Raw genomic sequence first — 24132 nt, 5'->3', positions numbered from 1 at the left:
TCAGACCCTTCCCTTGACATCGGTGGTTGGCCCGTTCCCCAACCGCTGGTAGGTGCCGTGGCAGAACACCAGCGGCCCGCCGGCGGGGCGTACGGACAGGTCGTGCACGTCGGCGAGCACGAAGCGGTGGTCGCCCGCGTCGCTGATCGTGTTGGTGGTGCAGTCGAACCACGCGAGCGCGTTGTCCAGCACCGGTGAACCGGCCGGCGAGGGCCGCCAGGTCACCCCGGCGAACTTGTCGCCGCCGGAGACGGCGAAGGCGCGGCAGGTGTCCTCGCCCTCCTCGCCGAGGACGTTGACGCAGAACCGGCCGTGCGGTTCGATCACCGGCCAGGTCGTCGACGCGTGCGCGACGAAGAACCCGACCAGCGGCGGCGTGAGCGACACCGAGACGAACGAGCCGACGGCCAGACCGACCGGACCGTCCGGGGTCGCCGCGGCGACGACCGCGACACCGGTCGGCACGTGCCGCATCACCTGGCGCAGCCGGTCCGGGGACACCTCCTGCTCCCGCATCGCGGTCACCACGGCTCCCTTCGGTCTGTGGTGCCGGTCGAGGCCAGCGCGTCGCCGTCGAGGGCGAGGTCGTGGCCCAACCGGACCTGCTTGGTGTGCAGGTAGTGGACGTTCTGCGGCGCGGGCACCGTGCGCAGTGGACGGACGGTGACCAGCAGGCCCGCCGCGCGCAGGGCCGCCACCTTGTCCGGGTTGTTGGTCAGCAGCACGACCTCGTGCAGCCCGAGACCGGTCAGCACCTCGGCGGCCGGGCCGAAGTCCCGCGCGTCCGGCGGGTGTCCGAGGCGCAGGTTGGCGTCGACGGTGTCCGCGCCCCGGTCCTGCAGGGCGTAGGCGCGGAACTTGTCGGCCAGCCCGATCCCCCGGCCCTCGTGGCCGCGTTCGTAGACCAGCACGCCGCGTCCGGCCTCGGCGATGGTCGCCAGGCTCGCGCGCAGTTGTTCGCCGCAGTCGCAGCGCAGTGAGGAGAACAGGTCACCGGTCGCGCACTCGGAGTGCACCCGCACCAGGACGGGCTCGCCGGTGGACAGGTCGCCCAGGCGCAGCACCAGGTGCTCCTCGCCCTCGGGTCCGGTGTGGACGAGGTCGGCGACGAACTCGCCGTAGGCGGTGGGCAGCGGGATGCTGGGCACCTCGCGCTCGCGGCGGCGGGCCTCGACGATCTCCCGGATGTCCACGACCGTGAGGTCGTAGCGCCGGGCGAACTCGGCGATGTCCTCGCCCCGGACCATGGCGCCGTCCGGTCGGGTCAGCTCGCAGATGACCATGACCGGTTCGATCCCGGCCAGCCGGGCGAGGTCGACGGCGGCCTCGGTGTGCCCGGTGCGGCCAAGGACCCCGTCGGGGTGGGCGCGCAGCGGGAACATGTGCCCGGGGCGGGAGAAGTCACCGGGGGTGGCGTCGGGGTCGGCGAGCCGGCGGGCGGTGACCGACCGGTCGGCCGCGCACACGCCGGTGGTGGTGCGTTCGAGGGCGTCGACACTGACGGTGAAGGCCGTGCTGTGCCGCTCGGTGTTGTCGGCGACCATCAGCGGCAGGTCGAGGGCGTCGGCGCGCTCGTGGGTCATCGGCACGCAGACGATCCCCGAGCAGTGCCGCAGCAGGAAGGCCATCTTCTCCGGTGTCATGTGGGTGGCGGCCAGGACGAGGTCGGCCTCGTTCTCCCGGTCCGCCGCGTCGACGACGACGACGAACTCGCCGTGCGCCACGGCGTCCAGCGCGTCGTGCAACCTGCCAGCCATCCCGTGGCTCCTCGCGTCATCGTTTGTGTTGACGAAGACGGTAGCCCGGCGAAGTTCCTGCGTCAACGTTTACGCTGACTATTGCCATCGACGCTGGTCGGAACCTAGATTGACGGCGCCACACCGAAACACGACAGGGGTTGGTGAGATGACCGTCAGCGCCGATACCGGTGCCCCGCCCGCCGAGTTCTCCGACGCGCCGGGCCGCCAGCTCGCGCTGGAGATGATGCGCCGGATGCAGCGCGTGCGGCTGTTCGAGGAGGCGACGATCGCGCTGTTCCACGCCGGCGAGCTGCCGGCGATGGTGCACCTGTCGATCGGACAGGAGGCGGCGGTCGTCGGCGCGTGCCTGGCCACCGGGAACGCCGACTACATGACCGGCAACCACCGCTCGCACGGGCACCCCATCGCCAAGGGCGCCAACCTGGACGCGCTGATGGCCGAACTGCTCGGCAAGGCGACCGGCGTGTGCGGCGGCAAGGGCGGCAGCATGCACCTGGCCGACTTCTCCGTCGGCAGCCTCGGCGAGTCCGGCATCGTCGGCTCGGCCATCCCGGTCGCCACCGGCGCGGGCCTGGCCGCCCAGGTGCGCGGCACCGACCAGGTGGCGCTGTGCTTCTTCGGCGACGGCGCGGCCAGCGAGGGCGTGCTGCACGAGTCGATGAACATGGCCGGCATCTGGAAGCTGCCGGTGATCTACTTCTGCGAGAACAACGGCTACGCGGTCAGCCTGACCTCCGAGGAGTCGCTGTCGGTGCCCGACGTGGCCACCAGGGCGGCCGGCTACTCGATGCCGGGGACGGTCGTCGACGGCCAGGACGTGCTCGCCGTGTACCGGGCGACCCGCGAGGCCGTCGCCCGCGCCCGCGCCGGCGACGGCCCGAGCCTGGTCGAGGCGAAGACCTACCGCTTCCACGAGCACGCCTACGGCCTGGTGGTGTCCCGCCCCTACCGCGACCAGTCCGTTGTGGACACCTGGTTCGACACGGTCGACCCGGTGACCCTGTTCCACGACAGGCTGATCGCCTGGGGCGTGGCCACCGAGGAGGAACTGGTGGCCCTGCACTCGTCCGTGAAGTCCGAGGTGGACGAGGCGGTCGAGTTCGCCAGGCGGTCCCCGTTCCCGCCGCCGGAGGCGGCCTACGCCGATGTCTACGCCCCGTCCCCGGAGGAGACCCGATGACCGCCGCCAGGACCAGGGTCAAGCAGCTCGGCTTCCTGCAAGCGATCAACCGCGCGCAGAACGAGGAGATGGCCCGCGACGAGCGGGTGATCCTGATGGGCCAGGACCTGCGCGCCAACGTGTTCGGCGCGGCGGCCGGGGCGCTGGAGACCTTCGGCCCGTCCCGGGTCCGCGACCTCCCCCTGGCCGAGGCCGGCTCGATCGGCGTCGCGGCCGGCGCGGCGATGGCCGGCCTGCGCCCGATCATCGACCTGACTGTCGCGAGCTTCGTGTTCGGCGCGATGGACCAGTTCGTGTCCCAGCTGGCGAAGGCCCGGTACATGTTCGGCGGCCAGGCGACACTGCCGGTCGTCGTCCGGTCGGCCCTGTACTACCACGGGGGTACGGCCGGGCACCACGCCGACCGCCCGTACCCGATGTTCATGAACGTCCCCGGCCTGAAGATCATCCTGCCGTCGACGGCCCCGGACCTGCTGGGCCTGCTCAAGTCCGCCATCCGCGACGACAACCCGGTGCTGTGCTTCGAGGACGCGAACCTGTGGGGCCGCAAGGGCCGGGGACCGATCCCCACCGCCGAGGACCACCTCGTGCCGCTGGGCAGGGCGGCCGTGCGCCGCCCCGGCACCGACGTCACCGTGGTCGGCATCGGCCTGGGAGCGTTCCTGGCCGAGCAGGCCGCCGAGGAGCTGTCGGCCGACGGCGTCAGTGCCGAGGTCATCGACCCCAGGACGCTGGTTCCCATGGACTGGCCCACGATCCTGGAGTCGGTCACCCGCACCGGCCGCCTGGTCGTCGTGGACCCCGCCAACCGCACGTGCAGTGCCGCCAGCGAGATCGCCGCGCGAGTGGTCGAGGAGTGCTTCGCCTCCCTGCGCGGCCCCGTCATCCGCGTGACCACCGACGACACCCACGTGCCGTTCAGCCCGGCGCTGGAGAAGCAGATCTACCCCAACAAGGACAAGGTGATCGCCGCCGTGCGCCGAGCACTGGCCGGCTGACCCCGCTCGAAAGGACAACACGTGCGACACGAGGTACGCCTGCCCCAACTGTCGATGGGCATGAGCGACGCCGAGATCATCGACTGGTACGTCGAGGACGGCGAACAGGTCACCGAAGGCGCCGACCTGGTGGAGATCGAGGCGGAGAAGGCCCGCCAGGTCATCACCGCGCCCCACACCGGCGTGGTCCGCGACCTCCAGGGCGACGCCGGCGACGTCATCGAGGTCCGCGAACTCCTCTGCGTCATCGAGGCCTGAGATCACGGGGCAGGGCTGACGCCCTGCCCCGTGAATCCCCGGTGCCGGCCCGGCGCGTGCCGGTGGTCAGCGCGGCCGCATGCGGAAGTCGGCGAGGTCGGGGTAGCTGGCCCGGATCAGGTCGATCTCGTCCATGGCGCAGCCGGGGACGGCGGCGACCCGTTGGTCGGCGCACACGTCGGTGAGAGCGGCGGCGGCGGTGACGTCGTCCAGGGCGGGGTCGAAGTGGCCCTCGGTGGCGGCGAGCATCAGGCGGGAGATCCGGCCACCACCGGCCGAGACGACCTCGCCGCTGACGGTGCTGGTGGGGTGGGCCATGGCCAGGACCACGGCGGAGACGAACGTGGGGTCCAGCTTGGGGTCCAGCCGGCCGTAGACCTCGGCGGCCATGCGGGAGCTGGCCACCGGCGCGATCGCGTTGACGCGGACACCATGCTCCTCGCCCTCCAGGGCCAGGACCCTGGTCAGGCCCACGATCCCCATCTTGCCCGCGGCGTACACGCTGGAGCGGCGTTGGCCGAACATGCCCACCGCCGAGGTCGTGTTGACCACCGCTCCGCCGCCGTTCGCCCCCAGGTGGCGCCAGGCGGGGAGGAGCAGGTGGAACGCCCCCAGCAGGTGGACGTGCAGGGACGCCAGAACATCCTCGTACCGGACGTCGGTGAACAGGTTCGTCCTGGCGATGCCGGCGTTGTTGATCAGGATGTCCAGGCGGCCGTAGGCGTCCAGTGTCCGGTCCACGATCGACTGTCCACCCGCCACGTCGGCCACCGTCGCCGGGGCCGCGACGGCGTCGCCACCGGCGTCGCGGATCTCGGTGACCACGCGTTCGGCCGGGGTGTCCGCTGTGGACGTACCGTCGACGCCGACGCCGATGTCGTTGACCACGACCCTGGCGCCTCGGCGAGCCAGGTCCAGCGCGTACCGGCGGCCCAGGCCGTTGCCGGCCCCGGTGACGATGGCTACCTGGCCGGTGAAGTCGAGCATGTGGGGGTCCCTTCGGTTGACCGGCGGCGGGCGAACTCCGGGCCGGCCAGGGCCTGTTCCTCCAGGGCCAGGCCGGGCGCCAGCGCTCGGGCCGCCGCCTCCTTGAGGTGCAGGTTGATGACCGACTTCGTGCTGCGCAGGGCGAACGGTGGCCGGGCCGACCAGCGGGCCGCCAGGGCCAGCGCCGCCGGGAGGGCCTCGTCGACCGCCTCGTGGGCCAGGCCGAGGTCGACCGCCTCGGCGGCGGTGAGCAACGCCCCCTCGAACAGCAGGTACTTCGTGCGGTTGACGCCGATGATGGCCGGCCAGAGCGCCGCACTGCCGTTGCCGGCGGTCACGCCGCCGGGAACGTGGCGGTCGCCGAGGTGGGCCGAGTGGACCACGAACGCCACGTCGGCCAGGGTCGCCAGGATCGCGCCGAGGCCGAGGGCGTCGCCGTTGACGGCGGCGATGACGGGCTTGTCCAGGTCCAGCAGGGACTCGATGATCAGCCTGGCCTCCTGGATGGGGGTCAGGCCGGTGTGGGTGGTGAACGTCCTGTCCGGACCGCTGTCCCCGCCTCGGCAGAACGTGTCGCCCGCCCCGGTCAGCACCACCACCCGTACCCGCTCGTCGCGCCGGGCCGCGTCGAAGACCCGGGTCAGCTCCGAGTGCATCGCGTCGTCCACGGCGTTGCCGTGGTCGGGGCGGTTGAGGGTGACGGTGCCGACGCCCGCCTCCACGTCGATCAGCAGGCGGCTGTAGTCGTTGCGCTCCAGCATGGTTCTCCCATCACACGGCGTCCAGGTTGGCCAGGATCTGATCGCGGCCGAGCATGATGTGCTCGTGCATCAACTGGGCGGCCCGCATCGGCTCGCCCTTGGCGATGGTGTCCCGGATCAGCTGGTGGAACAGGTTCGACCGCTCCAACTCACGGTGGGTGAACTCGCGCAGCGCCTCGAACACCAGCGGCGCGTCGACCGCGCTGCTGAGCAGGTGGGCCAGCCGGTGGTGGCGGCTGGCGACGATGATCGCCGAGTGGATCCGGCGGTTGGCCTCGCCGATCAGCCTGGTCCGTTCCAGGTGGTCGATGTCGCGGCGGCGCATCGCCCGGCCGAAGTCCCGGATGCCCTCGTCGATCGCGGTGATGTCGTCCGGGACGGCGCGGGCCGCCGCCAGCTCGCACGCGTAGGACTCCAGCCGCGCGCGCAGTTCGTAGAGGTCCAGGACGTCCTGGCGCCCCAGGGTGCGCACCACCGCGCCACGGTTGCGTTCGGACACCACGAGTCCGTCGGCCGCCAGCATCCGGACGGCCTCGCGGACCGGGGTGCGTGACAGGCTCAGCTCGGCGGCGATCCGCGCCTCGATCAGCCGCTCCCCCGGCCGCAGCCGGCCCTCCACGATCCACGACCGGATCGACGTGTAGGCGAGCATCGGCCCGCCCATCCCCGCCTCCGGCATCCCGCCGCCGCCGTAGGCGATGACGTCGGTGTCCCGATCGCTCATGACTCCCCCTTGTCCCACAGGTGCCCGCTGGTCGGACGTAGAGGGTACGCGGGCGGTGACCGCGTGTGCCGAAGTCACGACGAACGAAGCGGCAAGCACGATTTAGCATACAATTTCGACTCTTCCACGAACAAGACCGCAGGAGACTCTTGTTTCAAGACTCGGATTGTGTGCAATATGTGCCACCAGTCGAGTCGAGAGGTGGCGCGTCGTTGGGTCCCCTGAGCGGTGTCAGAGTCCTGGAGCTTGGCAGCTTCATCGCCGGTCCGTTCGCCGGCCAGCTGCTCGCCGACTACGGCGCCGAAGTCATCAAGATCGAACCCCCGAGCACCGGCGATCCCATGCGCCGCTGGGGAATCACCAAGGACGGCGAGTCCCTGTGGTGGCCGGCCATCGCGCGCAACAAGAAGTCGGTGACCGTCGACCTGCGCGGTGAGCCGGGACAGGCACTGCTGCGCCGACTGGTGGCCAACTGCGACGTGGTGCTGGAGAACTTCCGCCCCGGCACGATGTCCCGTTGGGACCTGGACTACGAGTCACTGCGCGCGGTCAACCCGGGCGTGGTCCTGGTGCACGTCTCCGGCTTCGGCCAGAGTGGACCCAGCGCGGGCCACGCCGGCTTCGGCAGCGTCGCCGAGGCCGTCGGCGGTATCCGCTACACCACCGGCTCCCCCAACGACACCCCGGCGCGCTCGGGCATCAGCCTCGGCGACTCGCTCGCCGCGCTGTTCGCGGTCATCGGCACCCTGGCGGCACTGACCGAACGCGGCCGCAGCGGACAGGGCCAGGAGGTCGACGTCGCCATCTACGAGGCGGTGTTCGCCCTGATGGAGTCCATGCTCGCCGACTACCACGTCGGCGGCGTGATCCGCACCCGCAGCGGCAGCGTCCTGCCCGGCGTCGCACCGTCCAACGTGTACCCGACGGCCGACGACGCCGAGGTGGTCATCGCCGCCAACGCCGACTCGGTGTTCGGCCGGCTCACCACCGCCATGGGCCGCCCGGAGCTGGCGACCGACACCCGGTACGCCACCCACGAGGCCCGCGGCGCGGCGATGACCGAACTGGACTCGCTGATCAGCGACTGGACCGCCACCCGTGAGAGCAAGGACCTCGTCGAGCTGCTGCAACGGCACGGCGTCCCCGTCGGAATGATCAACACCGCCGCCTCGATCCTCACCGACAACCACTTCGCCGCCAGGGACATGATCCTGTGGCGCCAGACCACCAACGGCACGGAGCTGCCCATGAACGGTGTCGTCCCGAAGTTCTCCCGCACCCCCGGCGCGATCGACCACATCGGACCGTCGCTCGGCGCCGACACCGACACGGTCCTCACCACGCTGGCCGGTGTCTCCCCCGACGAACTCACCACCCTGCGCGCGGACGGTGTCATATGAGCGACCTGCTGCGGATCGAGGGCCTGGTCGTCCAGTTCGGCGGGGTGACCGCGCTCGACGGGGTGTCGTTCAGCGTCCGGGAAGGACAGATCTGCGCGCTGATCGGCCCCAACGGCGCCGGGAAGACCACCGCGTTCAACGCGATCAGCCGGCTCGTGCGGCCGGCCGACGGGCAGATCCGGTTCGCCGAACACGACCTGCTCGGCCTGGAGGCCGCCGACCTCAGTGGACTCGGCATCGCCCGCACGTTCCAGAACCTCGCGCTCTGGCCGGGAATGACCGTGCTGGAGAACGTGATGGTCGGCCGGTACGCGCGCGGCCGGGTCGGGTTCGCCGCCTCGCTGCTCGGCCGGCCGGCCAGGGTCGAGGACCGCGAGGTCCGGGCCCGCGCCTACGCGATGCTCGACTACTTCGGGATCGCCGACGTCGCCCACCGCGACTGCGAGGGACTCCCGTTCGGCACCCTCAAGCGGGTCGAGCTGGCCAGGGCGCTGGTCGCGCAGCCCCGGCTGCTGCTGCTCGACGAGCCGGCCGGCGGCCTGGCGCACGGCGACGTCCGCGAGCTCGGCGAGACCCTGATGAAGCTGCGCGACGACCACGACATGACCCTGCTGCTGGTCGAGCACCACATGCAGTTCGTCATGGGGATCTCCGACTACGTCGTCGCGCTCGACCTCGGCCGCAACCTCGTCGCCGGGAACCCGGCCGAGCTCCGGGACTCCCCCGAACTCGTCGAGGCCTACCTCGGAGCGCCGGTATGACCCATCCGCTGCTCGAACTCCGTGCGGTGCACGCCTTCTACGGCGACGTCGAGTGCCTGCACGGCGTCGACCTGACCGTCGCCGACGGCGAGGTCGTCGTGGTGCTCGGCGCCAACGGCGCCGGCAAGACCACCCTGCTGCGCTCGATCTGCCAGCTCGTGCGCACCAAGGGCCAGATCCTGTTCGACGGCGCCCCGATCGGCGCCAACACCTACGACATCGTCCGCCGGGGCGTGTCGATGGTGCCGCAGGGCCGGGGCACGCTGGTCGACCTGACCGTCGAGGACAACATCCGCGCCGGCGGGTACATCCGGCGCGACAAGGACGTCGAGTCCGACCTCGGGTACTGGTACGAGGTCTTCCCCCCGCTGGCCCAGCGACGCTCGACACTGGCCGGCAGCCTCAGCGGCGGCGAGCAGCAGATGCTGGCCATCGCCAGGGCACTGATGAGCAAACCCAAGCTGCTGCTGCTCGACGAGCCGTCGCTCGGCCTCGCGCCGATCGTGGTGCGGCAGCTGTTCGACGTGCTGGCCAGGGTGTGCGCCGAGCGCGCGGTCGCCATGGTCGTCGTCGAGCAGAACGCGGCCCTGGCGCTGGGCATGGCCCAGCGCGGTTACGTGCTGGAGGCCGGTGCGATCGCCGTCACCGGCGAGGCGAACACCCTGCGCGACGACGAGAACGTCCGGCGCGCCTACCTCGGCTACTGAGCCACACGACTCACGTCCACGCCCAAAGGAGGGTGCAAGTGGCGATCACCACCACGGACCGGCCGGACAGTCCGGCCGGCCGGCGATCCCGAGGCGGCGACGTGCTGGCCGCACGGCGCCGCCGGTCCGCCGCGAAGAGCCTCGGCGTGGTCACCGCGCTGCTGGCGGCGTTCTCCGTCTACGCGATCATCGACGGCGGCCTGACGCTCTACCTGCAGCGGGTCATCGACGGCGCGACCAACGGCGTGCTCTACGGCATGGTCGCGCTGGCGCTGGTGCTGGTCTTCAAGGCCACCGGCGTGATCAACTTCGCCCAGGGCGCGATGGCCATGTTCGGCACGTTCCTGGCGTTCACCGCGGTCGACAAGTGGGCGGTGCCGCTGGTGGTCGCCATCCTGATCGGGATGGTGCTCTCCGCCGGCGCGGCGGCCGGCATCGAGCGGGTGCTCATCCGCCCGTTCGACCCGAGCAACCACCTGCCGATCATCATCGTGACCCTCGCCCTCTACCTGGCGCTCAACGCGCTGGCGGCGCTGCTGTGGGGGTTCGACCCGCGCGGGTTCCCGACCCTGTTCCCCACCGGCTCCGACGACTACCTCTCCATCGGCGGCGCCAGGCTGTACTACACGAAGCTGGGCACCGCGCTGGTGGCCGTCGCGGTCGTCGTCGCGCTGCACCTGACACTGTCCCGCAGCCGGCTGGGTCTGGCCTTCCGTTGTGTGGCCAGCAACGTGGAGTCCTCCCGGCTGCTCGGCGTCCACATCGGACGAACCGTGCAGAGCAGCTGGGCGATCGCCGCCGCGGTCGGCACGCTGGCCGGCTGCCTCGCCGCGCCGACGACCTACCTCGACCCGACGTTCATGGACAAGATCCTCATCTACGCGTTCGCCGCGGCCACCCTCGGCGGGCTGGACAGCATCGCCGGCGCCCTGGTCGGCGGCGTGGTGACGGGCCTGGCGATCGCCCTGCTCACCGGCTACATCCCGTGGCTGGGCGGGGAGTTCGCGCTGGGCTGCGCCTTCTTCGTGATCATCGCCGTGCTCCAGTTCAAACCATCCGGCCTGCTCGGCCGCCGTACCCAGGATCGTGTGTGATGGCCGCGTTCACCATTTCCGAAGGCAGCGGCGCGCACCGCCGGCTGCGCTGGGGCGCCGGCCTGCTCGGCGCCGCGTTCCTCATCGTGCTCCCGCTGGTCATCCCGTCGGTCGCGCAGATCGAGACGATCACCCAGATCGTCTGCTACAGCGTCGCCATCCTCGGCCTCGGCCTGCTCGTCGGCCACTGTGGACAGATCTCCATCGGCCACAGCGCGTTCGTCGGACTCGGCGGGTACACCACGATCATCCTGGTCGCCGACCACAACTGGCCCTACCTGGCCACCATTCCGGTCAGCGTGCTGGTCTGCCTGGTCGCCGGGGCGCTCGTCGGTATCCCGGCGCTGCGCATCCGGGGGCTGTACCTGGCGACGGTCACCATCGCCGTCGCGGCCCTGTTCCCGGTACTCGTCAACAAGTTCCCCAGCTTCACGGGAGGTCCGAACGGCAAGTTCGCCAACGAGGAGATGACCGCGCCGGACTGGTTCTTCGTCAACCCCTACACCCCGACCGGCCCGCCGACCGACCACTACTACGCGATCCTCGTGGTGGCGGCGCTGATGTTCCTCATCGCGCACAACATCGTGCGCAGCCGCGTCGGCCGGGCGATGCACGCCGTGCGGGACGCGCCGCTGTCGGCGGCCGCCTCGGGCATCCCCGTCGCCAAGGTCAAGATCTTCGCGTTCGCGGTCAGCGCGGCCTTCGCGGGAGTCGCCGGGTCCCTGCTGGTCATCCAGCTGCCGGCGGTGTCCGACACGCGCTTCGACCTGTACCTGTCCATCTTCCTGCTCGTCGCGCTGATCGCCGGGGGCAGCGCCTCGATCGCCGGAGCGATCCCGGGCGCCATCGTGTTCGTGGTCCTCCGCACCTACATCGCCGACTGGGCCGAGGGCCTCGACCTGCTCGGCGGGCGACCGGACGGCGGGCAGATCGTCGGAATCCTGTCCGGCGCGCTGCTCATCGCGTTCGTGTTCCTGTTGCCCGGCGGGGTGATCGACGGTCTGAAGGCGCTGCGGCGCCGGATCGTCGAGATCGTCCCCCGCCCACCACGTGACTGGGAGCGGTACCGGTTCGCCGGCCGTTCCCGCACCGACCAACCGGCTGTGAGAGAGAGCTGAACCATGTCCCGATCCACCTGGCAACGACGCCTCGTCACCCTGGCCATAGCGATGGTCACGGTCGCCTCGGCGGTAGCGTGCTCCCACGAGGAGGCCAAACAGGCCGCCGAGGAGCAGAAGTGCGGACCGTCGACCAGCGAACCGGCGCAGGCCGGCAACCCGCCCTCGGACGGCACCGTCCCCACCCCGAACCCGGACGCGAAGAACTGGGGCCTGTCCGAAGGCTGTGTCTACACCGGACCGGGCGACTTCGAGCTCGACCTGAGCGACTGCCCGTCCTCCTGGGACAACAACGCCGGCATCACCGCCGAGGAGATCCGGCTGTTCACCAGCATGCCGCACTCCGGCGCGCTGGCCGCCTACGGCGCGATCAGCGGCGGCATCAAGACCTACCTGGACTACGTCAACGAGAACGGCGGCATCCAGGGCCGCAAGGTCACCATCGACGTCAAGGACGACCAGTACCAGCCCGACCAGACACGCAAGAACGTCGAGGAGGCCGTGCAGTCCGGTGACTACGCGGCCAGCTACGCCGTGCTCGGATCACCGAACAACCTGAACCTGGTCGACTACACGAACAAGAACTGCGTCGGCCACTACATGGTGGCCGCGTCGGACAACGAGTTCGGCGACCCCACCAACAACCCGTGGACCACCGGCTTCGGCCTTGACTACTACAACGAGAGCGGCATCTGGGCGAGCTGGATCAAGGAGCGGTTCCCCCAGGGCGCGAAGGTCGCGACGATCTCCATCGGCAACGCGCTCGGCCAGGCGTACATCAACGGCTTCAAGCGGGCCGTGGAGCACACCGACGGCATCGAGATCGTCGACGAGCAGACCAACGACGTGACCGCGCCCAACGTCGACAACGAGGTCACCAGCGCGGCGGCGTCCAAGGCCGACGTGGTCGTCCTCGCCGAGGCAGGCACGTTCTGCACCCAGGCCATCGGGGCGATCGAGAAGAGCTCCTGGGACCCGGTCGTCGTGGCCGCCCAGCCCTGCGCGCAGATCCAGACGACCTATGCGCCGTTGGGTGAGCAGGGACTGACCGGCAACGGGACCAACGTCGTGCGGTACTACTACGCGCCCACCGATCCGGACAACCCGCACCAGGACTTCGCGAAGCTCTACACGGACACGGTGAGCGCGGCCGGGCTGGACCCGAACAACGCGCAGATCGCCAACGGGTGGTTCTGGGCGTGGTACATCGTGCAGTCCCTGCAGGACGCCTCCACCATGAAGGGCGGGCTGACCCGGGCGAACATCAACATCGCCGTGCACTCCTACGAGTCGACCTATCCGTTGATGGTGGACGGGGTCGTGGGCAAGGTCAGCGGGACCGAGGACGCCTACCCGTTCGAGGCCGGCGGGATGTACACGTACACCGGGGCCACGCCGCAGAAGACCGGTGGGTTCGAGCCCGCCGGCCCGTTGATCGACAACAGTGGTGAGTTGGGGAACTGGGAGAAGGCCCAGAACGGTTGATTCGCTGTGGCACGGGCCGGGTTCTGCCCGGCCCGTGCCCGTGCGCGGCTTGATCAACGGTCCCGGTTCGACGCCGTCGTGGTCAGCGGGTGCGTTCCTCCGCGCGGATGAGGGCTCGTGCCACCATGGGTGGCGATGATCAGGAACCTGGCTCGGGCGGTCGCCGATGCTCCTCCCCCGGCCCAAGTGCTCGGCGGCATCCTCAGTGTCCAGGTCGGAGCCGCTCTCGCCAAGAAGCTGTTCGACAGCACCGGGACCACTGGTGCCCTCAGTCTTCGGCTCGTCCTTGCCGCGCTCGTTCTCGTGGCCGTGTGGCGGCCTTCTGTGCGGCTGGGGCGGCGGGCCTGGCTGGTGGTCATCGCCTACGGGGCGGTGCTCGGTGCGCTGAATCTGTTCTTCTACCTTGCCCTGGCCACGGTGCCGTTGGGCATCGTGGTGACCATTCAGTTCCTGGGGCCGTTGGCGGTGGCCATCGCCGGGTCTCGGCATCCCGTCGACCTGCTGTGGGTGTCGCTGGCCGGTGTCGGGGTGTTCCTGCTGGCTCGGGGACGGGGAGACGTCGGACTGGCCGGGATCCTGTTCGCGCTGGCCGCGGCCGTGGGGTGGGGGTCCTACATCTTGCTGAGCGCGTCGCTGGGGCGGCACACCACGGCTGGGCACGGGCTCGCGCTCGGCATGGTGGTGGCGGCGGTGGTCGCGGCGCCGGTGGGAATCGTGACGAGTGGGCCGGCGCTGGTGGAACCCTGGGTGCTGGCGGTGGGACTGGGAGTGGCTCTGCTGAGTTCCGTTGTTCCGTACTCGTTGGAGCTTGAGGCTCTACGCAGGATGCCACCGAAGGTGTTCGGGATTCTGCTGAGTCTCGAACCCGCTGTGGCCGCGATGGTGGGGCTGGTGGTGCTCGGTGAGGTACTGGGCGGACTTCAGTGGGCGGCCGTCCTGCTGGTGGTGACCGCGTCGGTGGGGGCCACTCGGACTCGTTAGAGATCCACCGGGCCGCCGGAGCGCCAGTACAGGCCGTTCTCGCGGCTGAGGAGATCCTCGTCCACCAGATGGCGACGTACGGTCACGTAGTCGGTCTCGCCGCCGGCGCACCAGGCTCGCAGCACCACGTCGACCTCCTTCTCCGGGAAGCGGCGGCCGGGCTCGAACGAGGACACCACGTGTTCCAGGACGATCCGGCGCCGGCCCCGTCGGGCCGGCAGACGCAGCAGCCGGCCGTCGGGGACGAACGTGGACAGTACCGAGTCAGGTCGCACGGCCGTCACGGTAGGACAGTCGCCGCCTTGCTGTACAACGATTATCAGGTCAGGTTCCTGGACATGACATCCCAGTCGGTGGAGCACAGGCCGCAGTGGGGGCCCACGAACTGGGCTCGGCTGTCGAGGTCACCCTTGAGCTCCCACTTCAAGCATGCGGGCACGGAACGTGTGGAGCCAGTGACCCGGCGCGAGACCGGTGAAACTACCGATCCCGGACCTGGACCAGCGCGTGGGTGCCGCTGGTCCGCCACCGCTCACCGGTCGCGTCCAGGCGCGCCCGCTGTTCGTCCGACACGCCGACCACGACGTCGGACTTGAGGGTGCGGATCGCCGCCACCGGGCCGGGGAAGTACGCCGTCACCGCCTCGAACGCGGTGGCGTTCGGCCATTCCCGGTCACCGACGAGGCGACGGTAGTTGAGGTCGCCCTTCATGACGGTCACCGTCGCCGAGGCGAAGTCGTCGGCCAGGTCGGCCGGTGCGCGGTGGTAGGACCAGGGCGCGCAGGAGAACGGGTGCGCACGCACCACCAGCGTCCCGTCCACGACGGAGCGCCAGAGCCGCCGGCCGGTCAGCGCCGCCCGGCCGGACGCGGCGGACATCGTCCGCAGCGCGGCGACGACGTCGGCGGTCACCGCGTCGGACACGTAGTAGGGGTGCGGTTTGACGTGCAGGACCACCGTCCGCGCCCGGCCGGTGGTGAGCAGTTGGTCGGCCAGCACCAGGTCGGGCACCAGCTCCCGGGCCGCGTTGTCGGCCACCACGCACACCGTGCCGGGAGCCGACCCGGCCAGCAGCTCCCACAGCCGCGCGCTCTGGTCGGCGACCAGCGCACCCTGGCCGTCCTGGTCCAGCCGGGTCGAGATCTGGAAGCCGAGATCGGCGCGGTTGCCCCACAGCGACGCGCTCAACAGCGCCGCGTCCTGGTCTGCCACGGACAACCTGTCGAGGTCGTCGAGGGCGGCCAGGTCGCGGGCCAGCGCGCCGGTGCGCAGCTCCTCGGACTTGAACGGCTCGAACGGGTCGACGCCCCGCCACGGCCCGTCGAAGTAGCCGACGGCGCCCAGCAGCAGGCGGTAGAAGTAGCTCTCCGACCACAGGAACGGCACCGCGTACCAGCTCCGCCCCAGGTACTCGCCGGCCCGTTCGCGCCACAGGTCGTGGTCGGCGGCCGACGCCGGCAGCGGCCGGATCACGTCCTGGGTCTGTTCGGCCAGTTCGTCGAGCGCCCGCTGGATCATCGGCGGGTAGGGCAGACCGTGCCGCACCTTGTCGATCAGCGCGGGATGGCGGTCGTGCAGCACGCTCCACGGGAACGAGCCTGCTTCGTCACTGACGATCTCCGGGGCGGTGTCCACCGCAGCACTCTCACACAGCCCTCCCCCGCGCCGCGACGGCTCCCGTCACACGATCGGGCGACATTGTGCGCGAGCGGCGGCGGTGGGTTCGGCGCCGTGGAAGGCTTTCGCGACCAGGAAACCGGCAGCGGAGGCGACGCGTGGATTCCGAACTCGTGACACAGGCCGCGACGACCCTGGTGAACCTGGCCGCCACCACCGCGTGGGAGCACGCCAGAACGGGCCTCGCCGAGCTGTGGCGGCGGCTGCGGCCCGAGCGCGCCGACGCGTTCGACGCCGACCTCGACCGCACCCGCACGGAGGTGCTCGCCGCGCGGCGGGCCGGCGACGACCTGGCCGAACAGGACCTGATCGGCGAGTGGCGCAACCAGCTGCGCCGGGCACTGGCCGACGACGAGGAACTCGCCGGGGCCCTGCGTCGCCTGCTCGCCGAGGAGCTGGTGCCGGCGCTGACCGACCGCGAGCCCGGCGCCGTGCTGTCCGCGCGGGCCAGTGGGCGCAGCCGGATCTACCAGGCGGGACGCGACCAGCACGTCACCGAGCGGTAGCCGTGAGCCCTGCCGGCGAGCGGGCCGCGAGTGTGCGGCTCGACGCCACCGCCCACGACCACGCGCGCATCCACCAGGCCGGCCGCGACCTGCACGTCCACTACGGCGACGGCGTGCGCCGCACCGAGCCGGCGCCGGCGGACTGCCCCTACCCCGGGCTGGCGCCGTTCGGCCAGGACGACGCCCGGTGGTTCTTCGGCCGGGACCGGCTGACCGCCGACCTGCTCACCCACCTCGACGAACGTGGGCGCACCGGCGGCGTGCAGGTCGTTCTCGCCCCGTCGGGCGCCGGCAAGTCCTCGTTGCTGCGCGCCGGGCTGGCCGCCGCGCTCGCGCGGGGCGCGCTGCCGGGGTCGGCGGGGTGGCGCCAACAGGTGATCACCCCGACCGCGGCGCCGCTGGCCGTGCTGGCCGACGCGATCACCGCGCTCGACGGCGACCCCGGGACCGGTGCCGTACTCGTGGTCGACCAGTTCGAGGAGCTGTTCACGCTGTGCGACGACGACACCCGGCGGCACCAGTTCGTGGACGAGATCACGCGGTTGGCCGACGACCGCACCTGTCTGGTCGTCATCGGTGTCCGCGCGGACTTCTACGCCGACTGCGTCAACCACCCCGGGTTGCGCGCCGCCCTGCAGGACCGGCCGGTGGTGGTGGGGCCGATGACCGAGGACGAGTTGCGTGAGGTCATCGTTCACCCGGCGCGCGACGCCGGCCTGGACCTCGAACCCGCCCTGGTGGAGCTGCTGCTGCGCGACCTCGGCGCCGGCGTCGACGGTTATCCCGCCGGCCGGCTGCCGCTGCTCGCGCACGCCCTGCGGGTCGCCTGGCAGCAGCGCCACGGCGCGACCCTCACCGTGGACGGCTACCGCACCACCGGCGGCATCTCCGGCGCCGTCGCCAAGACCGCCGACCGGGTGTGCGCGGAGCTCGGCGGGATCGGCGGCGCCGCCGATGACGCCGCCGATGACGCCGCCGTGCGGTCGCTGTTCCTGCGCCTGGTGCGCCTCGGCGACGGCGCCGAGGACACCCGGCGGTGCGTGGCCCGCGCCGAGCTGACCGCCTCCAGCGACGACCCGGCCCGCACGGCGGCGATCATCGACGCGTTCACCTCGGCCAGGCTGCTCACCCAGGACCACGACACCCAGGACCGCGACACCGTCGAGATCACCCACGAGGCGTTGCTGCGCGGCTGGCCCCGGCTGCGGCGCTGGATCGACGCCGACCGCGCCGGACGGCTGCTGCGCCAGCGGGTCGAGGAGTCCGCGCTCGCCTGGGACCGCGCCGGCCGCGACCCCGCGCTGCTGTACCGGGGCAGCCGGCTCGACGACGCGCGGTCGCTGGCCACCGACAGTCCCGTGGTGCGGGCGTTCGTCGGCGCGGCGGACCGGCAGCGGCGCCGGGCTGCCCGGCGGCGCACCGGGACCGTGGCGGTGCTGGCGATGCTCACCGTGGTCGCGTCGGTCGCCGCGCTCGTCGCCGCGCAACAGCAACGCGAGGCGCGTGACCAGCGGGACCTGGCCGTGGCCAACCGGGTGGAGGCCGAGGCGGCCAGGCTGCGCGGAACGGACGCGTCGCTGGCCGCGCGGCTGGACCTGGTCCGCCATCGACTGCGACCGGACGAACGGACCGCGACCCAGCTCGTCCAGGACGCCAACTCCCCGCTGTACTCGGTGTTGCCCGAGGGCAGCGCGGCGGCCTTCGACGCGGACGGCGGGCTGATGGCCACCGCCGGCCCGGACGAGCGGCTCCGGCTGTGGGACGCCGGCGACCCGGCCGACCCGGTGCCGCTCGGCGAGTCGACCGCCGGGGCCGCGCACACCCTGGCACTGTCCCCCGACGGCGACACGGTCGCCACCGCCGGGTACGGCGACGATTCTGGCGGTGTCGGCACCGAGGCGCGGCTGTGGGACGTGTCGGACCCGGCGCGGCCGGTGCCCGCCGGTGGCCTGTTCGGCCGGTACCTCGACGACGTCATCGACGTGCGGTTCAGCCCGGACGGCGCGGTGCTGGCGGCCGTCGGACGCGGCGGGATCGCGTTCTGGGACGTGACCGACCGGGACAGGCCCGTCGCGCGTGGCCGCGTCGACGCGGCCGGGGAGAGCGTTCACGGTGCCGCGTTCTCGCCGGACGGGCGGCTGGTGGCGGTCGTCGAGGACGAGTCGGTGCGGCTGTGGGAGGTGACGGGCGCTCCGGTGCCCGCCGGTCCGCCGGTCACCGCGCACGACGGGTTCGCCGCCACGGTCGCGTTCGGTCCGGACGGGATCATGGCGACCGGCGGTCTCGACGGCGCCGTGCGGCTGTGGGACGTGACCGACCGGGCGCGGCCGGCGCCGCTGGCCGACCTGGTGGACGCGCACGCGGGAGAGGTCAACGCGGTGACGTTCAGCCGGGACGGCACCACCCTCGCCTCCGCGTCCTTCGACGGCACGGTCCGGTTGTGGGACCTCGCCGACCCGCGGACACCGCTCGCCCAGGGACATCCGCTGCGCGGCCACACCAAGTCGGTCCTGTCGGTGGCGTTCCACCCGGCGGGCTCCGCGCTGGTGTCGGTCGGTGAGGACGACACGGTCCGGCTCTGGACGCTGCCCACCCGCGCCACCGGCGCCACCGACACCGTGTGGGACCTGGCGTTCAGCCCGGACGGGCGGACCATGGCCGCGGCGACCGGAAGCTTCGCCGAGCCGGGGGCGGCGACCGTCGCGGTGTGGGACGTGGCGGATCCCGACCGGCCGGCGCCGCTGGGCCCTCTGCCGGGTCCCACGGGTCTGGGCGGGTCGCCGGCGTTCCGCCGGGACGGGCGCGTCCTGGGCACCGCCGGCGAGGACGGTCTGCGGCTGTGGGACCTGACGGACCCGGCGGCGCCGGCCCCGCTGGGCCGCGTCGCGCTGCGCCGCACCGGCGACGTGCTGAGCACCCCGGCGCTGGCGTTCCACCCCGGCGGGGACACCGCCGCCGTGATCGACACCGTCGGCGTGGTGGCGCTGGTGGACGTGTCCGACCCGGCGGCGCCGGTGCTCGCCGGGCGCCTGCCCGGTGACGTGGTCGTCAACGCGGTGGCGTTCGACCCGGTCCGGGGCCGGCTGGCCACGGCGGAGGGTGAGCTGGTGCGGCTGTGGGACGTGGCGGACCCGGCGGTACCGGTGCCGCTCGGTGAGCCGCTGACCGGCCAGGACGGGTGGGCCGGGCTGGAGTTCGGCCCGGACGGCAACACTCTGGTGTCCCTCGACGGCGAGGACACGATCCGGTTCCGCGACGTGTCCGATGTGGACTCGCCGGGGCCGGTGCGGGAGCTGGCCGGGCACACCGACTCGGTGAACGCGGTGGCCTTCGGACCCGATGGTCGCACCCTGGCCTCGGCGAGCGCCGACGACACGGTCGGCCTGTGGGACCTCACCACCGGACGGCGTCTCGGCCAGCCGCTCACCAACCACACCGACGTCGTCCGCGCGGTGGCCTTCGGGCCGGGCGGCGTGCTGGCCACCGCCGGCAGCGACCGGACCATCCGCCTGTGGCGCACCGACGCCGCCGCGGCGCCCGCGCTGATCTGCGCGTCGACGCGCGGCACGGTGACCGCGACCCAGTGGCGGCGCTACGTCGGCGACGACGTGCCGGTCGACCCGCCGTGCGACTGAGGTGAGGTGTTGACAGAGTCCGAGCATCCTTGTTAAACGTTTAACATGGCGAACCCGCTCCGGAGACCGACGACCCGCGAGGTCGCCGCGCTGGCCGGGGTGTCGGTCGCGACCGTGTCCTACGTGCTCAACGGCAAGGTCGAACGGGTCGGCGAGCAGACCCGGCGGCGGGTGCTGGCCGCCGCCGAGGAACTGGGCTACGTCCGCAGTTCGTCGGCCCGCAGCCTGCGGTTGCGCCGGACCGAGCGGGTGTGCCTGGTGGTCGGGTCGATCGGCGTGCCGGCCTACGACCAGCTGGCCCGCGACCTGTCCGACGCGGCCGACGCGGCCGGCCACGGCGTACTGACCATGGTGGTCGACTCGCCGGCGCGCGCGGACAAGGCCGTCGACCTGCTGCGCCAGCACGTCGCCGACGGCGCGATCATCGCGCCGTCGGTCCCCTACCTGTCGCCGGCCCAGCTGCGGGCGCTGGCCGACCTGCCGCTGGTGGTGATGAGCAACGCCGCCGACCCGGACGGTTTCGACGTCGTGCGCACCACCGAGGACGCGGCCTGCGCCGAGGCGCTCGACCACCTGGTGGCCACCGGCCGGCGGCGCATCGCCTTCCTCGGTCACCGCCACGAACTCACCGGCGAACTGCCCACCGAGCGACACGCCGCCTACCTCGCCGCGCTCGACCGGCACGGCCTGGACCGCCGGCCGGAGCTGGTGGTGGACGGCGCCGACGACCGGGTCGCCGCCTACCGGTCGGTGACGGCGCTGCTGGCCGGCCCGGTCCGCCCGGACGCCGTGTTCGCCGCGTCCGACCGGGCGGCGATCAGCGCGATCCTGGCCCTGCGCGACGCCGGGGTGGCGATCCCGGACGAGGTCGCGGTGGTCGGCGTCGGCAACCTCGACGAGGGGCGGATCACCCGGCCGCCGCTCACCACCGTCGGTCCGCCGGCCATGGACTTCCACGACGCGGCCCGGCTGCTGTTCGAGCGCGTCCTGGCCACCGGCGAACGGCCGGCCGGCCGGGTGATCACCACGGAGTGGACGTTCATCAGGCGCGGCTCCGCCTGATCCCGCCACCAGGTCCGACGAAGGGACATGTCATGGCGTACCACCTCACCCGACGCGATCTGCTGCGCATCGCCGGCACGGCCACGCTCGCCACGGCCGCCGCCCCGCTGGCCACCGCGTGTGGCTCCGGCGCGCCGAAGTCCGACACCGACGGTGACGCGTTCACCGTCTACTGGAACGCCGGCCACGGCTACCAGGCCTACGAGAAGGTGATCGACGAGTTCGAACGGGAGCACGGCGTCACCGTCAACTTCCAGAAGTACCAGTGGCCCGACCTGCGTACCCGGCTGCTCGCCGACCTCGCCTCCGGCACCGTGCCCGACGTGGTGGAGACCCAGGGCGCGTGGGTGCAGGAGTTCGCGGTGTCCGGCGACGCGCTGTCGCTGGCGAAGTACGTGGCGGCCGACGGCGCGGAGATGGGTTTCCCGGATGACTGGCTGCCGGCCACGGTCAGCCGCAACTCCCACGAGGGCGAGGTCTACGGACTCCAGCTGCACTACACGTGCAGCCTGCTGCTCTACAACCGGACGATGCTCGACGCGGCCGGCATCAGTCCACCGTCCACCTGGGACGACCTGCTGGCGGCGGCGAAGGAGCTGACCACCGGCGAGGTGTACGGGATCGCGCTCAACCAGGACTCCTCCTACGCCTGGCCGTGGCTGGTGCAGAATGGTGTGCGCTTCTACGACCCGGACACCCGCGCGGTCCTGGCGCCAAGGGAGGCCGCCGAGGAGGCGTTACGTTTCCAGGCCGACCTCGCCCACCGGCACCGGGTCTCCCCCGTCCCGGTCCCCAGCACCGACTACGCCGGGCCGCAGAAGCTGCTCTCCGCCGGCCGCGCGGCGATGATCATCACCGGGCCCTGGGACCTCAAGCCGATCGCCGACACCAGCCCCGACCTGGAGCTGGGTATCGCGCCGGTGCTGCGACAGAAGGAGCAGGCGACGATCTCGGCCGGCGCCAGCATGATGGTGCCGGCCAAGGCGTCCCGGCCGGACCTGTCATGGGACTTCCTGCGCCGGATCACCACCCTGGACGTGGAACGCGCGGCCACCAGGGAGGCCGGGATGCTGATGCCGCGCAAATCCTGGGCCGAGCAGCCGGAGGTCCAGGACGACGAGCACATCCGGGCCTTCGCCGACGGTCTGCCGCACGCCAGGGACTTCCTGGAGGAGATCGGCCCGACCGGCAGGAGCGGCGAGATCGCCGACAACCTGTTCAAGACGCTGTACCAGTCGATCGTCGTGGCCAACACCCCGGTGTCCGAGGCGTTCGCGGTGTTCGACGAGGCCGCCGGGCGAGCACTGGCCGGCTGAGCCATGGGCCGGACCCGGCGCCGCTCCCGGCGGCGCACCCTGGACGCGCGGCGCGCCCGTACCGCGTACCTGATGCTGCTGCCGGCGATCGCGTTCTTCGTGCTGTTCACCTACCTGCCGATCGGCAACCTGCTGACCACCAGTGCCCACAGCGGACCCCGGGCGGACGAGTTCACCGGGCTGGGCAACTACACCCGGGCGTTCACCGATCCGGCGGTGCGCCACGCGTTCGGCATCACAGTCCTGTTCGCGGTGGCCACCACGGTCGGCGCGCTGGTCCTCGGGCTCGCGCTGGCGCTGCTGCTGAACCGGCCGCTGCGCGGGCGGGTGGTGTTCCGGGCGCTGCTGCTGGTGCCGTACCTGACGTCGGTGGCGATCGTCGGCCTGTTGTGGCGCAACATCCTCGACCCGGAGTTGGGGGTGCTCAACCGGCTGCTGGCTGCGCTGGACCTGCCGACCCAGCAGTGGCTGATCACCCACCCGCTGGCCACGATCATCGGCGTGATGCTCTGGCAGCACACCGGGTACGCCATGGTGCTGTTCCTCGCCGGCCTGCAGGGGATCCCCGAGGTGTACCACGAGGCGGCCACGGTGGACGGTGCCGGGCCGGCACGCCGGTTCCGGCACGTGACGCTGCCGCTGCTGGCGCCGACGACCCTGTTCGTGTCGATCATCTCGGTGATCACCGGGCTCCAGGCGTTCGGGCAGGCCTACATCATCACCGACGGCGGGCCGGCCGCCGCCACCGACCTGTACGTGTTCCACGTGTTCAACGTGGCGTTCGAGGCGCGGGACTTCGGGTACTCCTCGGCGCTGTCGTTCCTGCTGGTCGTGGTGATCCTGGCGTTCACCGTGGTGCAGCTGCGCTACGGCCGACGCGGGGAGGTCCGGTACTGATGACCAGGATCGGTCGCGTCCTCGCCTACGTCACGCTGCTGGCCGCCAGCGCGGTGACCGTGCTTCCGTTGCTGTACATGGTGTCGCTGTCGTTGCAGACCGAGGCCGAGTCGCTGGCCGGTGAGCCGGTGCTGGTGCCCGAGACACCGATGTGGGGCAACTTCGTCGAGCTGTTCGAGCGGGCGCCGTTCGCGAACTTCATCGTCAACAGCCTGGTGGTGACCTGCGGGATCACCCTGTCGCACCTGCTGTTCGACCCGCTGGTCGGGTACGTGTTCGCGAAGTTCCGCTTCCCGTTCCGGGACACGCTGTTCGTGGCGGTGATCGCGACGATGGCGATCCCGTTCTTCGTCAAGATGATCCCGCTGTACGTGATGATGTCCAACCTGGGCTGGCTGGACACCTATCAGGGGTTGATCACCCCGTTCCTGATGGACGCGTTCGGAATCTTCCTGATGCGCCAGTTCATCCAGCCGATCCCCGACGAGCTGATCGACGCCGCGCGCGTCGACGGCTGCTCGGAGCTGGGGATCTACTGGCGGGTGGTGCTGCCGCAGGTGAAGCCGGCACTCGCGGTGCTTGGCGTGTTCACCTTCGTGTTCCAGTGGAACGAGTTCCTCTGGCCGCTGGTGGCCACCAGCACCGAGGGGATGCGCACGATCCCGGTCGGGCTGACGCTGTTCAGCCAGGAGTACTTCACGATCTGGAACCTGACGGCGGCCGGCGCGGTGCTGCTGTTCCTGCCGACGGCGCTGATCTTCCTGGCCAGCCAACGGTTCTTCGTCCGAGGTATCACGCTCACCGGTATGAAGTAGGAGATGGGGG

The 24132-nt window shown here is 71.6% G+C and carries 23 protein-coding genes; 16 read left to right on the top strand and 7 right to left on the bottom strand.

Annotated elements, in window-relative coordinates:
- Both BLA60_RS02550 and BLA60_RS02545 read right to left on the bottom strand, forming a co-directional pair.
- Entirely contained in the window at window positions 1-516 is a 516-nt protein-coding gene (locus tag BLA60_RS02550) for a flavin reductase family protein (protein WP_075131470.1), read from the bottom strand.
- A gap of 5 nt (window positions 517-521) precedes the next feature.
- Window positions 522-1757: a bifunctional 3,4-dihydroxy-2-butanone-4-phosphate synthase/GTP cyclohydrolase II gene (locus BLA60_RS02545; RefSeq protein ID WP_075131014.1), complete on the bottom strand. Its 1236-nt coding sequence runs from the start codon at window positions 1755-1757 to the stop codon at window positions 522-524.
- Window positions 1758-1905: 148 nt separating this feature from the next.
- On the opposite strand from BLA60_RS02545, the gene BLA60_RS02540 reads away from it, so the two are divergent.
- Genes BLA60_RS02540 through BLA60_RS02530 form a run of 3 tightly spaced genes read left to right on the top strand, consistent with a single transcriptional unit; the run spans window position 1906 to window position 4196 of the window.
- Window positions 1906-2940: a thiamine pyrophosphate-dependent dehydrogenase E1 component subunit alpha gene (locus BLA60_RS02540; RefSeq protein ID WP_211288564.1), complete on the top strand. Its 1035-nt coding sequence runs from the start codon at window positions 1906-1908 to the stop codon at window positions 2938-2940.
- Window positions 2937-3938: an alpha-ketoacid dehydrogenase subunit beta gene (locus BLA60_RS02535; protein ID WP_075131013.1), complete on the top strand. Its 1002-nt coding sequence runs from the start codon at window positions 2937-2939 to the stop codon at window positions 3936-3938. Before BLA60_RS02540 ends, BLA60_RS02535 begins: the two co-directional genes overlap by 4 nt.
- A 21-nt stretch (window positions 3939-3959) precedes the next feature.
- The gene (locus BLA60_RS02530; protein ID WP_084734558.1) at window positions 3960-4196 is read left to right on the top strand and encodes a biotin/lipoyl-containing protein; all 237 of its coding nucleotides are present in this window, start codon (window positions 3960-3962) and stop codon (window positions 4194-4196) included.
- A 66-nt stretch (window positions 4197-4262) separates the two neighbouring features.
- Here the strand turns inward: BLA60_RS02530 and BLA60_RS02525 are convergent, their stop codons facing one another.
- The 3 genes from BLA60_RS02525 to BLA60_RS02515 are packed head-to-tail and all read right to left on the bottom strand — an operon-like array spanning window position 4263 to window position 6668.
- The gene (locus BLA60_RS02525; RefSeq protein WP_075131012.1) at window positions 4263-5183 is read right to left on the bottom strand and encodes an SDR family NAD(P)-dependent oxidoreductase; all 921 of its coding nucleotides are present in this window, start codon (window positions 5181-5183) and stop codon (window positions 4263-4265) included.
- Complete coding sequence (locus BLA60_RS02520) at window positions 5159-5944, bottom strand: enoyl-CoA hydratase/isomerase family protein (protein WP_075131011.1); 786 nt, start codon at window positions 5942-5944, stop codon at window positions 5159-5161. Before BLA60_RS02520 ends, BLA60_RS02525 begins: the two co-directional genes overlap by 25 nt.
- Window positions 5945-5954: 10 nt before the next feature.
- Window positions 5955-6668 (bottom strand): GntR family transcriptional regulator, encoded by a 714-nt coding sequence (locus BLA60_RS02515; RefSeq protein WP_075131010.1) that lies wholly within the window; start codon window positions 6666-6668, stop codon window positions 5955-5957.
- A gap of 212 nt (window positions 6669-6880) precedes the next feature.
- Here BLA60_RS02515 and BLA60_RS02510 point away from each other — a divergent pair, with 212 nt between their 5' ends.
- From BLA60_RS02510 to BLA60_RS02480, 7 genes are all read left to right on the top strand, one after another.
- On the top strand, window positions 6881-8068 hold the full coding sequence (locus BLA60_RS02510) for a CaiB/BaiF CoA transferase family protein (RefSeq protein ID WP_075131009.1): 1188 nt from the start codon (window positions 6881-6883) through the stop codon (window positions 8066-8068).
- A complete protein-coding gene (locus tag BLA60_RS02505; protein WP_075131008.1) occupies window positions 8065-8829 on the top strand; it encodes an ABC transporter ATP-binding protein in 765 nt (254 codons plus the stop codon). Before BLA60_RS02510 ends, BLA60_RS02505 begins: the two co-directional genes overlap by 4 nt.
- Complete coding sequence (locus tag BLA60_RS02500) at window positions 8826-9536, top strand: ABC transporter ATP-binding protein (RefSeq protein ID WP_075131007.1); 711 nt, start codon at window positions 8826-8828, stop codon at window positions 9534-9536. The genes BLA60_RS02505 and BLA60_RS02500 overlap by 4 nt, the downstream gene beginning before the upstream one ends.
- A gap of 38 nt (window positions 9537-9574) precedes the next feature.
- Complete coding sequence (locus BLA60_RS02495) at window positions 9575-10630, top strand: branched-chain amino acid ABC transporter permease (protein ID WP_084734557.1); 1056 nt, start codon at window positions 9575-9577, stop codon at window positions 10628-10630.
- Window positions 10630-11748 (top strand): branched-chain amino acid ABC transporter permease, encoded by a 1119-nt coding sequence (locus BLA60_RS02490; protein WP_075131006.1) that lies wholly within the window; start codon window positions 10630-10632, stop codon window positions 11746-11748. The genes BLA60_RS02495 and BLA60_RS02490 overlap by 1 nt, the downstream gene beginning before the upstream one ends.
- A 3-nt stretch (window positions 11749-11751) precedes the next feature.
- On the top strand, window positions 11752-13233 hold the full coding sequence (locus tag BLA60_RS02485; protein WP_084734556.1) for an ABC transporter substrate-binding protein: 1482 nt from the start codon (window positions 11752-11754) through the stop codon (window positions 13231-13233).
- A 135-nt stretch (window positions 13234-13368) separates the two neighbouring features.
- Window positions 13369-14214, top strand: a complete 846-nt coding sequence (locus tag BLA60_RS02480; RefSeq protein ID WP_075131466.1) for an EamA family transporter — start codon at window positions 13369-13371, stop codon at window positions 14212-14214.
- On the opposite strand, the gene BLA60_RS02475 is transcribed toward BLA60_RS02480, so the two are convergent.
- Complete coding sequence (locus BLA60_RS02475) at window positions 14211-14489, bottom strand: DUF2087 domain-containing protein (protein WP_162292888.1); 279 nt, start codon at window positions 14487-14489, stop codon at window positions 14211-14213. The genes BLA60_RS02480 and BLA60_RS02475 overlap by 4 nt on opposite strands.
- 205 nt (window positions 14490-14694) lie before the next feature.
- Entirely contained in the window at window positions 14695-15849 is a 1155-nt protein-coding gene (locus tag BLA60_RS02470; protein ID WP_075131003.1) for a damage-control phosphatase ARMT1 family protein, read from the bottom strand.
- Between the two features lie 140 nt (window positions 15850-15989).
- Here BLA60_RS02470 and BLA60_RS02465 point away from each other — a divergent pair, with 140 nt between their 5' ends.
- The 6 genes from BLA60_RS02465 to BLA60_RS02440 are packed head-to-tail and all read left to right on the top strand — an operon-like array spanning window position 15990 to window position 24122.
- Window positions 15990-16397: a hypothetical protein gene (locus BLA60_RS02465; RefSeq protein ID WP_075131002.1), complete on the top strand. Its 408-nt coding sequence runs from the start codon at window positions 15990-15992 to the stop codon at window positions 16395-16397.
- 2 nt (window positions 16398-16399) lie between these two features.
- Window positions 16400-20032 carry a WD40 repeat domain-containing protein gene (locus tag BLA60_RS02460; protein WP_075131001.1) on the top strand — a complete coding sequence of 1211 codons (3633 nt, stop codon included), beginning with the start codon at window positions 16400-16402 and terminating at the stop codon, window positions 20030-20032.
- Between the two features lie 45 nt (window positions 20033-20077).
- Complete coding sequence (locus BLA60_RS02455; RefSeq protein ID WP_075131000.1) at window positions 20078-21094, top strand: LacI family DNA-binding transcriptional regulator; 1017 nt, start codon at window positions 20078-20080, stop codon at window positions 21092-21094.
- A gap of 32 nt (window positions 21095-21126) precedes the next feature.
- Window positions 21127-22410, top strand: a complete 1284-nt coding sequence (locus BLA60_RS02450; protein WP_154814064.1) for an ABC transporter substrate-binding protein — start codon at window positions 21127-21129, stop codon at window positions 22408-22410.
- 3 nt (window positions 22411-22413) lie between these two features.
- Complete coding sequence (locus BLA60_RS02445; RefSeq protein WP_211288562.1) at window positions 22414-23307, top strand: carbohydrate ABC transporter permease; 894 nt, start codon at window positions 22414-22416, stop codon at window positions 23305-23307.
- Window positions 23307-24122, top strand: coding sequence for a carbohydrate ABC transporter permease (locus tag BLA60_RS02440; protein ID WP_075130999.1), 816 nt, complete (start codon window positions 23307-23309; stop codon window positions 24120-24122). The genes BLA60_RS02445 and BLA60_RS02440 overlap by 1 nt, the downstream gene beginning before the upstream one ends.
- Window positions 24123-24132: the final 10 nt, after the last annotated feature.

The sequence above is a fragment of the Actinophytocola xinjiangensis genome (assembly GCF_001921215.1).
In the GTDB taxonomy this organism is placed as follows: Bacteria; Actinomycetota; Actinomycetes; order Mycobacteriales; family Pseudonocardiaceae; genus Actinophytocola; species Actinophytocola xinjiangensis.
The sequence above is the reverse complement of the archived record's forward strand: the minus strand, read 5'-3'. Positions and strand labels throughout refer to the sequence as shown.

What these genes read in the sequence shown, in the direction of transcription:
- BLA60_RS02550 (WP_075131470.1), bottom strand. Translation starts at nt 516, where the DNA reads ATGCGGGAGCAGGAGGTGTCCCCGGACCGGCTGCGCCAGGTGATGCGG.
- BLA60_RS02545 (WP_075131014.1), bottom strand. Translation starts at nt 1,757, where the DNA reads ATGGCTGGCAGGTTGCACGACGCGCTGGACGCCGTGGCGCACGGCGAG.
- BLA60_RS02540 (WP_211288564.1), top strand. Translation starts at nt 1,906, where the DNA reads ATGACCGTCAGCGCCGATACCGGTGCCCCGCCCGCCGAGTTCTCCGAC.
- BLA60_RS02535 (WP_075131013.1), top strand. Translation starts at nt 2,937, where the DNA reads ATGACCGCCGCCAGGACCAGGGTCAAGCAGCTCGGCTTCCTGCAAGCG.
- BLA60_RS02525 (WP_075131012.1), bottom strand. Translation starts at nt 5,183, where the DNA reads ATGCTCGACTTCACCGGCCAGGTAGCCATCGTCACCGGGGCCGGCAAC.
- BLA60_RS02520 (WP_075131011.1), bottom strand. Translation starts at nt 5,944, where the DNA reads ATGCTGGAGCGCAACGACTACAGCCGCCTGCTGATCGACGTGGAGGCG.
- BLA60_RS02515 (WP_075131010.1), bottom strand. Translation starts at nt 6,668, where the DNA reads ATGAGCGATCGGGACACCGACGTCATCGCCTACGGCGGCGGCGGGATG.
- BLA60_RS02505 (WP_075131008.1), top strand. Translation starts at nt 8,065, where the DNA reads ATGAGCGACCTGCTGCGGATCGAGGGCCTGGTCGTCCAGTTCGGCGGG.
- BLA60_RS02500 (WP_075131007.1), top strand. Translation starts at nt 8,826, where the DNA reads ATGACCCATCCGCTGCTCGAACTCCGTGCGGTGCACGCCTTCTACGGC.
- BLA60_RS02490 (WP_075131006.1), top strand. Translation starts at nt 10,630, where the DNA reads ATGGCCGCGTTCACCATTTCCGAAGGCAGCGGCGCGCACCGCCGGCTG.
- BLA60_RS02485 (WP_084734556.1), top strand. Translation starts at nt 11,752, where the DNA reads ATGTCCCGATCCACCTGGCAACGACGCCTCGTCACCCTGGCCATAGCG.
- BLA60_RS02480 (WP_075131466.1), top strand. Translation starts at nt 13,369, where the DNA reads ATGATCAGGAACCTGGCTCGGGCGGTCGCCGATGCTCCTCCCCCGGCC.
- BLA60_RS02455 (WP_075131000.1), top strand. Translation starts at nt 20,078, where the DNA reads ATGGCGAACCCGCTCCGGAGACCGACGACCCGCGAGGTCGCCGCGCTG.
- BLA60_RS02450 (WP_154814064.1), top strand. Translation starts at nt 21,127, where the DNA reads ATGGCGTACCACCTCACCCGACGCGATCTGCTGCGCATCGCCGGCACG.
- BLA60_RS02445 (WP_211288562.1), top strand. Translation starts at nt 22,414, where the DNA reads ATGGGCCGGACCCGGCGCCGCTCCCGGCGGCGCACCCTGGACGCGCGG.
- BLA60_RS02440 (WP_075130999.1), top strand. Translation starts at nt 23,307, where the DNA reads ATGACCAGGATCGGTCGCGTCCTCGCCTACGTCACGCTGCTGGCCGCC.